Source organism: Streptomyces sichuanensis, from assembly GCF_020328095.1.
GTDB lineage: Bacteria > Actinomycetota > Actinomycetes > Streptomycetales > Streptomycetaceae > Streptomyces > Streptomyces cinnamoneus.
Window position 1 is genome coordinate 1 of record NZ_JAIXMK010000113.1, and the last position, 12,522, is coordinate 12,522.

At 69.6% G+C, this 12,522-nt stretch carries 10 protein-coding genes and 1 pseudogene; 4 read left to right on the forward strand and 7 right to left on the reverse strand.

All coding sequences use genetic code 11. The features are described 5' to 3' along the window. Positions 1-152: 152 nt before the first annotated feature. Positions 153-710, reverse strand: a complete 558-nt coding sequence (locus LE181_RS25670; RefSeq protein WP_225663872.1) for a hypothetical protein — start codon at positions 708-710, stop codon at positions 153-155. A 70-nt stretch (positions 711-780) separates the two neighbouring features. Continuing rightward, positions 781-1,644 carry a LysR family transcriptional regulator gene (locus LE181_RS25675; protein ID WP_225663873.1) on the reverse strand — a complete coding sequence of 288 codons (864 nt, stop codon included), beginning with the start codon at positions 1,642-1,644 and terminating at the stop codon, positions 781-783. A gap of 92 nt (positions 1,645-1,736) precedes the next feature. Between LE181_RS25675 and LE181_RS25680 the strand changes: the two genes are divergently transcribed. Beyond that, the gene (locus LE181_RS25680) at positions 1,737-2,471 is read left to right on the forward strand and encodes an SDR family oxidoreductase (RefSeq protein WP_225663874.1); all 735 of its coding nucleotides are present in this window, start codon (positions 1,737-1,739) and stop codon (positions 2,469-2,471) included. A 266-nt stretch (positions 2,472-2,737) separates the two neighbouring features. Next, complete coding sequence (locus LE181_RS32305) at positions 2,738-3,541, forward strand: glycine-rich domain-containing protein (RefSeq protein ID WP_263869413.1); 804 nt, start codon at positions 2,738-2,740, stop codon at positions 3,539-3,541. Between the two features lie 101 nt (positions 3,542-3,642). On the opposite strand, the gene LE181_RS32515 is transcribed toward LE181_RS32305, so the two are convergent. From LE181_RS32515 to LE181_RS25705, 3 genes are all read right to left on the reverse strand, one after another. Next, positions 3,643-4,224, reverse strand: a complete 582-nt coding sequence (locus LE181_RS32515; protein ID WP_225663875.1) for a tetratricopeptide repeat protein — start codon at positions 4,222-4,224, stop codon at positions 3,643-3,645. A 1,941-nt stretch (positions 4,225-6,165) separates the two neighbouring features. Then, complete coding sequence (locus tag LE181_RS25700) at positions 6,166-6,360, reverse strand: hypothetical protein (protein ID WP_225663876.1); 195 nt, start codon at positions 6,358-6,360, stop codon at positions 6,166-6,168. Between the two features lie 2,218 nt (positions 6,361-8,578). Beyond that, on the reverse strand, positions 8,579-9,208 hold the full coding sequence (locus LE181_RS25705; RefSeq protein ID WP_225663877.1) for a class I SAM-dependent methyltransferase: 630 nt from the start codon (positions 9,206-9,208) through the stop codon (positions 8,579-8,581). Positions 9,209-9,244: 36 nt separating this feature from the next. Here LE181_RS25705 and LE181_RS25710 point away from each other — a divergent pair. After that, a pseudogene (locus LE181_RS25710) lies at positions 9,245-10,156 on the forward strand (IS5 family transposase). 34 nt (positions 10,157-10,190) lie between these two features. Here LE181_RS25710 and LE181_RS25715 read toward each other — a convergent pair. Then, entirely contained in the window at positions 10,191-10,967 is a 777-nt protein-coding gene (locus LE181_RS25715; protein WP_046929996.1) for a MerR family transcriptional regulator, read from the reverse strand. Between the two features lie 95 nt (positions 10,968-11,062). Between LE181_RS25715 and LE181_RS25720 the strand changes: the two genes are divergently transcribed. Continuing rightward, positions 11,063-12,154: a serine hydrolase domain-containing protein gene (locus LE181_RS25720; RefSeq protein ID WP_225663878.1), complete on the forward strand. Its 1,092-nt coding sequence runs from the start codon at positions 11,063-11,065 to the stop codon at positions 12,152-12,154. Between the two features lie 14 nt (positions 12,155-12,168). Here the strand turns inward: LE181_RS25720 and LE181_RS25725 are convergent. Then, on the reverse strand, positions 12,169-12,522 hold a 354-nt coding region (locus LE181_RS25725; protein WP_225663879.1), incomplete at its 5' end, for a transposase.

Here is a 12,522-nt window from a genome sequence, read left to right on the forward strand (position 1 = left end):
CCCCCCCACGGCCCTGTCCGGCGGATGTCGTGTCTCACTGGGCCTTGACCGATCTCGAACTTTGACCGCTCACCGCTGGCCAGCAGGCTGCGGTTGGGGCCGGTGGTCGGACAGTTACCGAGATCCCGTCCGGGCCCCCGGCGGCCGGCCGGTCAGGACTGGGCGGCGGCGTCGAAGAGGGGGTCGAACGGATCACCCTCGTACCCGACGACAAGACAGGCCGCGGCCACCGGTCCACGGGAGAGGTTCACGAGGAGGGTCAGGACCGTCGCCTCGGATGGCAGTCCGGCCGGGTCGAGGCCGAGCGCCCGGGCCGCACGGTCGCGGCGCCAGTCGAAGTCGGGCAGGCCGGCCCGGTACTCGTCGGCTACCGCCCGAAGCTCCTTGGCCGTCCGGCCGGGAGCGTCCCGCCACCACGGCGCCACGAGACACAGCCGCACCAACTCCGGCAGCCCGAGTGCGAGTGGGCCGGCCTCGCCGTCGAGGCTCATGTAGACCACCGGGCGTTCTTCGCCGCCTTCGCCGACGAAGCAGAACGCGTCCCCCGAGCCCGCACGCGCGAACTGCTCCAGCCGGGCCCCGGAGGCGAGTCGGACCCCGTCCTCCAGTGTGTGGGCGGCCGGGTCCGTCGCGTCGACGTCCGCGACCCCGGCGAAGAACGCGATGACCTCCTCGTCGGCGGCCAGGAAGGGCAGCAACGCGCCCGGCACGTCGGAGCCGGCGGGCAGACAAGGCCCGGCCGATGCTGTCCGGGTGCTGACCGATGGGGGCAGGAGCTGGTCATAGCCGTGCGGCCGTGCGGATCAGGCCGGCCAGGGTGAGGGAGCGGCTGTGGGCGGGCCAGGCGATGTGGGTCACGACGGGAGGCGCGTCGGTCAAGGGGACGGCCGTGTGCTCGGCCCACAGCCAGGAGCGGGCGGAGTCGGGGACGACCGCCACCGTGCGTCCGAGGGCGATCAACTGGGCCAGTTGCGTCTGGTTGTGGATCTCGGGGCCCGGGCCGGGTGCGTAGGTGCCGTGGGTGGGCCAGCGGGCGAGCGGCAGATCGGGGACGTCCCTGACATCGGCCAGGGACAAGGTCTCGCGGGCGGCGAGGGGGTGCCCGGCGGGCAGGACGGCAACCTGCCCCTCGGTTGTCAGTGCCTCGCTGTCGAACCCGGCGAGGGAGTTCCACGGTGTGTACATGAGCGCGACGTCAGCGCGTCCGTCGCGCAGCAGCTCTTCCTGCTCGGAAATGCCGCACGGCAGCACCTCGATCTCGGCACTGTCGGGCTCGGCCGCGTAGGCGTCGAGAAGTTTCCGCAGCAGTTCGTGGGACGCGGCGGCCTTCACCGCGAGGACCAGCCGACCGCGGGGGCCGCCAGGGCTGTCGGCACCGCCGGCGCGCCGGGTGCGGCGAGCGGCGGCAGCAGTCGCGTCGAGGGCCGCCCGGCCCTCGTGCAACAGCACCTCTCCGGCACCGGTCAGGCGGACGCCACGGCGGTTGCGCTCCAGCAGGCAGACCCCGAGGCGCCGTTCGAGCTGCTGGATTGCCCGCGACAGCGGTGGCTGGGCCATGCCGAGGCGCTCGGCGGCGCGCCCGAAGTGCAGTTCCTCGGCGACCGCTACGAAGTACCTCAGCTCGCGGGTCTCCAGGGTGTCCACGGCCGCAGCATACGCGGTGATACCCGGCAGGTATGACAGGACACCGTATCGGTGTTGGCCGCGCCACTCGCCCGCGAGCCAACATCATCTGCATGAGCGAAACGATGATCGCGCTGGTGACCGGCGCGAACAAGGGCATCGGGTACGAGATCGCGGCCGGGCTGGGCAGCCTCGGGTACCGCGTGGGCGTGGGAGCCCGAGACGCCGCCCGACGCGAAACCGCCGTCGGGAAGCTGCGCGCCGTCGGCGTTGACGCGTTCGGGGTACCGCTGGACGTGACCGACGACCAGAGCGTCACTGATGCCGCGGAACTGATCGAACGGCTGGCCGGGCGCCTGGACGCCCTGGTCAACAACGCCGGCATCTCGGGCGAGATGGGCCCGGGGTGGGTGCAGGACCCGACCGCGCTCGACCTGGAGGTGCTCCGCACGGTCGTGGACACCAACGTCATGGGTGTCGTCCGGGTGACCAACGCGATGCTGCCACTGCTGCGGCGCTCGGCCTCGCCACGCATCGTCAACGTCTCCAGTAGCGTCGGCTCCCTGGCCCGGCAGACGGACCCAGACATCGAGATCCCGATCATGGCGGCCTACGCGCCGTCGAAGTCGTTCCTCAACGCCCTCACCGTGCAGTACGCCCGGCAGTTCGCCGGTACGAACATCCTGATCAACGCCGCCTGCCCGGGCCTGGTCGCAACCGACTTCACAGGCTTCCAAGGGCCCCGCACTCCTGAACAGGGCGCAGCCACAGCGATCCGGCTCGCCACCCTGCCCGACGGCGGCCCGACCGGTTCGTTCTTCGAGGACGACGGCGTCGTCCCCTGGTGATCACGAACCCGCCGTGAGTGCCCAGGCACTCAGCGGCATCGACAGTTCAGCAGAACAGAGCTCGACTCATGGACCCTTGGTACTAGGGATTGTCCGATGGGTTGAGTGACTGTTGGGGTGGCTTGCCGAGGGGAGGGTCTTGGGGGCGGGGGGGGGGGGTATCTCGTGATGTCGCCGGATGGAGTGAACGCGTGGCTGTAGGCGATTGCCGCGGCAGGCGCAGGAGAGGGAGGGGGTGTGATCTGAGGATGTTCAGGAGGTCGTTCATGAGGATGCTCACCCCCTCGCGGTCGTGGTGCGCGGCCCTGGTGTGTGCGGCGACGGTGCCGTTGCTGGTGATGCCGGGCTCGGCATCGGCGGCGCCGGATCCCGTCGTCAAGACGTTCAACCAACCCGGTCAGTACGACTTCACTGTGCCGACCGGTGTCACCCGTATCCACGTGACGCTCGTGGGCGCCGGCGGCGGAGGTGGGGGTGGCGGTGGCAACAACGACGGTCCCCTGACCGGGGGCGGCGGCGGGGGCGGCGCCGGCGGGGCGCTGGAATCCTGCACCATCGACGTCAAGCGTTTGAAGAATCTCGTCATTGGCGTCGGCAAAGGCGGTGCCGGAGGCGACGGCGGTGAAGGTAAGAAGCACGACGGCAAACCCGGCGTACAAGGGCAACCCTCCTATGTCGGCGGCAAGTTGGGCTTCTTGGGGGTGGGGTTGGCTGGTGCCTCCCCCGGCCAGCCGGGGCAGGGCGGCGAGGGCTCCGGGGACTGGGGGAGTGGCTACGGACGGGCTGGCGGCAGCGGCGCCGGCGGCGGCGGTTGCGCGCCCCGCGACCACGTTAAACAACGGGGCCATGACGGCTCCCGTGGTGAAGACGGCCGCCGCGTCTTGCGGGGGCTGGGCGGTGAAGGAGGGGCGGCTCCGGGGTTCGAACCGGGCTGCTCCGGCGCAGGGGCCGGCGGCAAAGGCGGTAACGGGGCCGGCCGCAATCCGGAAAACGGGACCGGCTCAGAAGAGCCTTCCCAAAGTGGCAGGGCGGGAAATGACGGCTGTGTAGTGCTGACCTACACCCCATAGGGCGCGATCCCTGCCGGGATGCCGACAATCCACTCCGGCCCGGGGCACGGTGCACTGTGCCCCGGGCTGTGTGAGCCGGTCGACGACTCATCGGACAGGCCCTAGCTGCCGCCTTCGCTGAAGCCCCACCAGTAGTCATCGTCACCGGCTCCGGTGGCTGGCGTGGACTCGATGCGGAGCAGCAGATCGTCTAGAGCACGGGAGGTGCTTCGTGTGTGTGGGTGATCCTCACCGAGAAGCCGGGTCTGGCCCTCGAGTGCTGCGCGGTATTCGGCTTCCGCCGCTGTGAGATCGCCCCGCTGGCCGAGTACCCACGCCAGTGCGTGCCGGGTGTACAAGGTGTGCGGGTGGTCGCAGCCCAGCAACCGTGCGCGGTCCTCCAGCACTGCCGGAACGGCGTCGTTGTACAGCAGACGGGCGACCTCCCCCAGGCACAGTTCCAGACGCCAGGGCGGCTCCGGCGCGCCGTTCCCCGCCGGATGCAGGCTCAGATCGTCACGCCCGGCTGTCCGGGCCACCCGGGCGATGTCCCCCAGGGTCCGCTCGGTGTGCGGATTGCCGGAGACGACCAGGACGCTTGCCCCCTTGGCTGGGGGCAGGTGCGCCAGCCATTCCTCGGCGCAGCTGGCGGTGGTGTGCCGGGGCGGTCCCTGGGGCCGGTGGCGGGCGGCGGCGTTGAGCACCGTCAGCTCCAGCCCGTCCGCCGTGGACAGTTGTTGCCCCCAGGACGGTGCGGTGCGGAAAGCCCGCAACGGTGGCCGGACCGATGGCCCGGTGGCGGGCGGTCAGGGCCAGGGCGGGGCCGAAGACGATGAGGGCGGCGGCGATGGCCAGCTCGTACTCGGTGGCGAACGGACGCTCCCACCGGTTGCCGTCCTGGGGGCCGCGGGCGAGCTCGGCTCGCACCCAGGGATGTCGCAGCAGCCGCGGACCGGCGGCGGCCAGCCGGCCGAGGATGTCCTCCAGGCTCCCGTCGCGCTCCTCCCGCAGCCGCTGGCCGCACCACAACGTGACCGGCCCGAGCCGGCACCCGTGCCCCTCCCGCAGTCGGCGCACGAGGCGCAGACGGCGCTCGTTGGCCGTCCACAGACCCGCCACGATGACCGTCTCGCCGAACACCGCGCCCGCCTCGGGTCGGACCGCCTCTAACAGCCCCATCTCGCCGACCAGGCCCAGCGCCCGGCTCCTTTGGGTGGGCGTGCAGGGGATGACGGTCCTGCCGTGCTCGGGCGCCATCCAATGCCGCGCCGCCACGGCCGCCCGCTCCCCGGCATCCTCGTGCCACGGCACCCCCAAGGCACCGAACAAAGCACGCAGATGGGAAACGATGACGCCCAGTGAATGTCGAAGCAGCCGGTATGCACCCCGGCGAATGAGTGATTATTTAGCCGGAGAGTAGTCCACGCCAAACCGGTCCTGCCCAACGAGCCGGTCCTGGGAACCGCCGCCGCTTCCTGCGGCACGCCCCACGCCTCCGGGTGAGGAACCAAGGCGAGCGCATCCGGGGAACCACCGAGCAAGGACTGGGTACTTTCAAGGCTCTGACCGAAGTTCCGTGAATCCCCAGGTCAGCGGAGGGAACGCCAGATCGTTTCGCCTGGGTCTCCTGCTCCGTGGCGATCAAGGAGTTCGCGGAAGTCCTGTTCCCTGGGATCGGTGTACAGGTAAGCGGTGTCCGGTCTTCGCCGGACGAGCTGGTGGTAGAAGTGGCGTCCACGGGGCGTCCGTCCTGGTCGGCGTCCGGACTGTCGGCGCCAGGCGAACCGGGTGCACAGCTCGTACCAATGGCGCCTGGTCGAACGCCCAGTGGGGCCGAGGCAGGCGGTGGTCAGGCTCACGGTCCGCAGGTTCTTCTGCGACCGGAAAACCTGCCCGCGGAAGACCTTCGCCGAGCAGGTCGACGGCCTCACCAGGTGATCCCGCAGATCAGCGTCCTTGGGCAAGCTCACCGACGGCGGCGATACCTCTTCCCCGCGCGATAGCCGAGGGGGGAGGCCGTGCCACATGCCGGAGCCGGCGGTCGCGCGGGCGGCTGGGCAAATCGGAGCTGTCGGTGAGCGGGCGGGCGGTCAGCTCCAGGTGTTGGAGAGGGGTGGGGGCGTGGCAGCGGCTGATTCGGCGAACAGTTGCGGGTGGGCGGCGAGTCGCACTGGCGTGTGAGGGCTGGGCTGGCCCCGGTCGTGGCCTTCGGGCCGAGGAGGGGCGCCAGGAGCATCACGGCCCTGCTCATGTCCCGGCACGCGTCCGCCAGTGTCGCCCCGATGGCGTCGGTCCTCGTTGGCGACTTCCTTGCCGGTGCGCTAGTTCTCCTGCCGGATCCGGACGCGGTCGGAGGTGCCGCGCTGGATCTGGTGGAAGCGGATCGTGTGCTCGTCCACCGCGCTGTACACGCCCACAGGCACGCTGACCGGGCCAAATGTCAGGACATCCGATCAGATCGGTCGCGCCACGACGATCGCCTCCTCCAGCTCGCCCGGTCCATTATGGGATCTCAGATCCCGTGGCCGAATCTCAGGTGTAATGGCCAGCCCGTGGCCGACCGGCCACGGGCGGCCAGCACGGAGCCAGGCGGAGACGGGGTTAGCGGTGCTGGCGGGCGAACCGTCCGTACAACGGATCTCCCGCTAGGAGCCCGATTGTGCGACCACCTTAGTCAGCCACCAAGCGACGATGAGCCCGCCCGGCAGGCCGAGCAGTCCCGTCCTGAACATCCACGTGACCGCCGGAGTGGTGTGTGCGGCCAGCTTGCGGCAGAGGGTCTGTGCCAGCACGAAATAGAGGGCGAGAGGGATGAAGAGCAGGCCAAAGCCGGCACCCACGGCGTCACGCCCCTTCTGTGGCAGAGGAGTTGATACCGGACCGAGGACTTCGATACGCAGTGGTTTCTCTAATGCCTTGCCCTGACATGATCCACCCCTGTTTTGAACGCGTTCAGGTCAGGGGTGGATCGTAGCTCTGGGCGTGCAGGGCGAAGAAGCCTGTATCCGCTGGAAACACCTGGCATCCCCCTCCACTGCGCCCCAATGCAGGAGATCGGGACACGGCTGTGAGACTGGGCAGATGGGATACAGGGGGAGACGTCTGGCGTAGTCGCAGGTCACAGGGCTGCCTCGGGATGCGATCCGAGAGAACCTACATCCATCTCGTACTGCCACGCTCACATCCAGGCCCAAGCACCGCACGAGATGATCAGGCAGCTGGATGACCGGTGAGCTACCTGTGCCTCAGCTGGCGTTCCCCGCCGGGCCTGGCCCAGACCGGGGTCGCGCCGCGCGCAGCGTCGTGTCCGGCGCCGCACATCTCGCGTGCCTGGTCGGTGGTGAGGTCTGCGGTGCACTGGGTGGTGAAGCACGAGGTGTGGTGAAGGACGCTGTGCTGCGAGGTGCGGCCGCAGAGGCACGCGCTTTGATGTCGTGTGGACAGGGCGGGGTTGCCCGCCTGATCATGGTGGGAGCGGGCGTGCCCCTGCCGGATATCCGTTGCGAATGGTGAGATCGGCGCGGGTGTGCAGGCGGGTGGCGGTGAGGTGGTACTCCTCGACCGCGCGCCAGCGTGTGATCCAGGCTTCGCGTTCGGGGGTGCGGCCGCGGTCGTGCAGGCGGCGCAGGCACAGGTCGGTGGAGGTGTCGACGAAGACGCGTAGGTCGTAGTAGTCGGCCAGTTTCCGGACGGGCGGTCAGGATGCCTTCGGCAATGACGACCTTGCCGTGTGGGACGGTGCCCACCGTGGCTCGGTGGGATGAGCGGTCGGCCGGTGCTCGGCTGGAGGCTGGCACGAGCACGTGGTCCCGCAGGCGCGGCCAGTCGACATAGCCGGCGTAGCCTGCCACGGTGTCCATGGCCAGGCGTTCGGGGAGGGGCCTGGGCAGCAGGTAGTCGTCACCGTGGATGATCGTGGCCTTTCCGGGCCGCCCAGGTGTTCGGCCAGGATGGTGGCCAGCGTCGTCTTCCCGGCCCCTGCCCGGCCGTCGAGTGCCACCAGGGTCGTGTCGTGTCCCGCGCGGGCGGTGATGGCGGCCGTCATGCGGTGGATCTGCTGAGGCTTCAGTTTCATAGCGGAAGTTCTCCCCACCCCGGCCTCCTGGCCGGCGAGCCGTTTCGATGGCTGGGAGCAACCGGCGAGCGTGTCCTTCGCACCGGCGGCGTGGATCATCCGCTCCTGGTGGCACGGGCCCACGGGGCCTCGCGGCTGTGGGTCTTCCTCTGGGGCAACCACGACGGTGCCCTCGACGCCGACGGCTCCACCGTGCTCCGGCCGCCAGGGATGCCCCTTGGAGGAGAACGGCCTGGTCACCAGCTACCGCATTGGGCGGCTGCGGTCCGTCGGTCGGCGGGAACTGCTGCCGCTGGACGGCACCTTGGGGTTTACTCGTGGGTGGCGGACTGATCGGTGGGCCTGGTAGTGCTTGGTCTGCCGCAGGATGTGGGTTGCGCTTGATGTCCAGGACATCGACGATGTCCTGTTGAGCACCGTGGTAGCTGCCTTGCAGGGCGTCGATGGCCTGCAAGGACTCTGTTTCGATTCGCTCGTGCTCTTCGTCGCTCGCGGTGCTGGCCGGCCTTGGCGGCTAGGTCCCGCAGTTCGGTGCGGGCCTGATCGTCGGGTCGGGGGGATGGCTGGCTCCGAGTGAGATGTGAGGGACGGTGTCTTTGCCCCCTGTTCCTCATGGAGCGGGACGGGAGGCCGGTGGCGGCAGGGGTAGCGGTGAGGTGGGTGTCGCCGGGGACGCTGTTGAAGCGGAACTGGGGGGTGTTGGTCTGGCTGGGGGTGTGGTTGTGGGTGTGGTCAAGCGCGGGGCGGGTTGTTGTCGGCCGTGGTGAGGACCTGCTCGAGGGTGTCGCCTGCCGGGTGCGGCTGGGCCGCTATCGGCGAGGTGGTGGGTGTTCCCGCCGGCACCGTCGCCCGTTGCTGCCGTCAGCCTCCTGCCGGCCGCAGCCATTAGGGCCTGTCTGACAATTCCTGTCGGATCAGCGAGCGCCCGCCGAGCCGGTAGTCCGGAGGTGCGCCGACACCTAGCGGGTATTGCCGGGCAGGACCTACGAACGGCGGGCCAGCAGGTGGGCGTCGAGGAAGCCCCGTTCGGATGCCGGATCGTGGAGCAGCCGAGCGAAGGGAACGAGCCCGGCATCGGCCAGCAGTTCGGCAACGTGGTCCGCCGGCCAGCTGTAGGCAGGTGCCACCTTGTGGTCGAAGCGGACCGGCTCCGGTCCGTCGGTCCCGAAGAAGGAGACCAGGAGCAGACCACCTGGCGCCAGGACGCGTACCTGCTCGGCGAGCAGCTCCGGCAGTTCTCCCGGAGGGGTGTGGATCATCGAGTAGTGGGCCAGTACGCCGCCGAGCGCGCCGTCCTCGATCGGCAGGGACTCCATCCGCGCCTCCTGGAAGCGCAGCGCCGGATGGGCCCGCCGCGCGTGGTCGACCATGCCGGGGGAGAGGTCGAGTCCAAAGGCGTCCAGGCCCAGTTCGTGCAGCATGGCTGTCAGATGTCCGGGCCCGCACCCGACGTCCGCTGCCCGCGGGTTGCCCGTCGCGCGCACCAGTTCGGCGAAGGTGCCGATCATGGCCCGGGCGAACGGCTGTGTTTCCAGCCGGTCTGCGAACAGCGATGCGTACAGCTCGACGACTCCGTCGTAGGCCGCCCTGGTCTCGTCCTGATGATTCGCCACAGGCAGGACTCTATAACCGGTCTGATAATTGATCTTGTGGCAGGTCGAGGTGAGGTGGCGGACGTGGTGTGGGAGCGGATTGAGCCGCTATTGCCGCAGGCGGACGGGCGTGGCCGTCCATGGCGTGATCATCAGCAGGTGCTCAATGGTGTGCTGTGGCGGCTGCGGACCGGGGCTCCTTGGCGCGACCTGCCCACGCGGTACGGACCGTGGCAGACCGTCTACGAGCGGTTCGCCCGCTGGGAGGCGGACGGCACCTGGGCAAGGCTGTTGGAGCACGTCCAAGTCCGCGACGAAGCGGTGGGCCGGGTGGAGTGGACCGTCGCCGTCGACTCCACAATCAACCGGGCCCATCAGCACGCTGTCGGCGCACGCAAAAGGGGGCCACAGACAGGGACGAACTGGAAGATACGGGCCTTTCACAGGCGCGCCAGGCTCTCGGTCGCTCCCGAGGCGGGCTGACCACTAAGGTCCACCTCGCCGTCGATGGCCGGGGCCTGCCCTTGTCGATCGTGCTCACGCCTGGCAATGCCAACGACGCCACCGCGTTCGCCCAGGTTCTCGACGAGATCCGCATCCCGCGCATCGCCACGGGCCGCCCGCGCACGACGCCGACGCGGGTGCTGGGCGACAAGGCGTATTCCAGCCGGGCGATCCGCCGCCTGCTGCGCCGCCGGGGCATCGCTGCCACGATTCCCGAACGCCGCGACCAGGTGGCTAACCGCCGTCGACGCGGGAACCTCGGCGGCCGCCCACCCGCCTTCGACAAGGAGATCTACCGCGACCGCAACGTGGTCGAGCGATGCTTCGCCCGTCTCAAGCAGTTCCGTGCTATTGCCACCAGGTTCGACAAACTCGCCACCCGTTACCGGGCCGGAGTCGTTCTAGCCTCGCTGATCCTCTGGCTTCGTGAATCAACCAGGTGATCCTTTGTCAGACACGCCCTAGGCCCTGTCCGGGCGATCAAGTTCGCAGCAGTCCGTCACTGACGCGGGATATCAATGCCCGCCGCGCGCAGGTGCCCCTCGACCAGCCCGTTCAGCCGGGCGATGGACGGTGCCTCGTCCTCCCGGTGGTGGTTGACCACGCCGTACCGGGAGGCCGCGTCGGGCCCGTGCGGTCGCTTGGCCGGCAGCGTCAGCAGCGCGCGGACGCCCAGCAGGTTGGCGGCCACCGCTGAGGCCAGCTCCTCGATCCGCGGGTCGTCGGGATCCCAGGACCTCGCCTCCCAGCCGCGCTTGGTCAACTCGACGAACTCGGGGTCGTCGAGCCGGTGTTCGAGGTTGGCCAGGAAGAGGTCGAAGACCTCGGGAGTCAGCGCCCGCGACAGCACCAGGGCCTCCCGCTGGGTGGTGACGTAGTCGGGGCTGAAGTCGAGCTCGGCGAGTCGCTCCAGGACCGCGCAGGCCCGGTCGGGCAGCAGGGCGCGGTCACCGTGGGCGAGCCGGTGCAGGGTGTCGCGGCGGGCGGTCAGCTCCTCGATCTGTTCGGTGAGCCGGCGGCGGACGTCGTCCAGGGCGGTGGCGAACCGCTCGGGCTCGGCGTCGAGCAGCTCGCCGATCTCGGCCAGCGGCACGCCCGCCCCGGCCAGGGCCCGGACCTGGACAAGGCGCAGCAGGTCGGCCGAACCGTAGCGCCGGTAGCCGGAATGGTCCCGTTCCGGTTCGGCGACCAGGCCGAGCCGGTGGTAGTGCCGCACCGTCTTGACGGTGATGTCGACGAAAGCCGCCGCCTGACCGATCGTGAGCCCGTCTGCCATGCGGCGAGCCTAGCGCTCATCTGTCGCCTTGACCTTGACCTTGGGTCAGGGTCCACGCTCAACTCACACCCGCCGACGCGAGATGAGGAATCACCATGAGTGAGCAGAACACCGCCGCGCAGGACCGCCCCGAGCTGCGGAAGGCCATGCAGGAGATCGTCGACGCCGGTTTCGTCGGCGTGCAGCTGCGCGTGAACGACGAACTCGGCGAGTGGGTCGGCAGCGCCGGGGTGAGCGAGCTGGGCCGGACCGCGAAGCCGCCGACCGACGGGCACTTTCGGGTCGGCAGCGTCACCAAGACCTTCGTCGCGACCGTCGTCCTGCAGCTGGTGGCCGAGGGCCGGCTCGGCCTCGAGGACCTGGTGGCCGACCACTTGCCCGAGTTCCGGCTCGACCGGCGGATCACAGTACGGATGCTCCTGCAGCACACCAGCGGGCTGTTCAACTTCACCGGCGAGTTCTCCAAGGACGGGTCGGTCGAACCCGGTGTGGTCGCCGGATGGGGCAAGGAGTGGGTGGACCTGCAGCACGCGATCTACCGGCCGGAGGAGCTGGTGCGGGGGGCGTTGGCGAAGCCGGCGCGGTTCGAGCCGGGGACGGCCTGGAGCTACTCCAACACCAACTATGTCCTGGCCAGGCTGCTGATCGAGCAGGTCACCGGCCGCTCGCTGCCCGAGGAGACGCACCGGCTGATCCTGGGCCCGCTCGGGCTGACGGGCACCCTACTGCCGGAGACCCGGGAGGACATCCCCGAGCCGCACGCCCACGGCTACTTCGGCTACGACGACGCCGGACAGTGGAAGGTGGTCGACACCACCCGCTTCAACCCCTCCTGGGTATCCGCCGCCGGCGACATGATCTCGACCAGCCGGGACCTCCACACGTTCTTCTCCGCGCTGAACAGCGGCAAGCTCACCTCGACCGAGCTTCTGGCCGAGATGCGCGTCGCGGACCCCACGATGGGTTACGGCCTGGGGGTGTTCGTGGAGGAGCTGGACGGCGGTGGCACCGTCCTCCACCACAACGGAGGGTTCTGGGGCTGGGGCGCAATGATGTACAGCACGCCCGACGGCACCAAGACCCTGACCGGCTCGCTGACCTCCGGGGACGTCGAAATGGACCTGCCCACCATGGCCGGGACGTTCGAGAAGGTGAAGCAGACACTGGTCAAGGCGGTGTTCGCCTAGGACTTGTCCGGCCGTCATGTGCGGAGCCAGATGGCGAGGGTTGCGGCGGTCGCGGTGCCGAGGAAGACGTATCCGCGTTTGTCGTAGCGGGTGGCCGCTGCTCTGGCGTGCTTGAGCCGGTTGATCGCGCGTTCGACGGTGTTGCGTTTCTTGTACCGCTCTTCGTCGAAGCCAGGTGGCCGTCCGCCGCGGGATCCTTTGCGCAGGCGGGCGGCCTGGCTGCCGGTCTTCTCCGGGATCGTGTGCCGGATGCCCCGGCGCTGCAGATACTCGCGGCATGGGCCGTTGCTGTAGGCCTTGTCCGCCGCGAGGCTGTCGGGCTTCTTGCGCGGCCTGGCCGGCCCGTTCCGCGGGACGCGGATCTTGTC

Bases quoted from the DNA above. Each gene is read 5' to 3' on its own strand.
- LE181_RS25720 (WP_225663878.1), top strand. From the start codon at position 11,063: ATGAGTGAGCAGAACACCGCCGCGCAGGACCGCCCCGAGCTGCGGAAG.
- LE181_RS25715 (WP_046929996.1), bottom strand. From the start codon at position 10,967: ATGGCAGACGGGCTCACGATCGGTCAGGCGGCGGCTTTCGTCGACATC.
- LE181_RS32305 (WP_263869413.1), top strand. From the start codon at position 2,738: ATGAGGATGCTCACCCCCTCGCGGTCGTGGTGCGCGGCCCTGGTGTGT.
- LE181_RS25680 (WP_225663874.1), top strand. From the start codon at position 1,737: ATGAGCGAAACGATGATCGCGCTGGTGACCGGCGCGAACAAGGGCATC.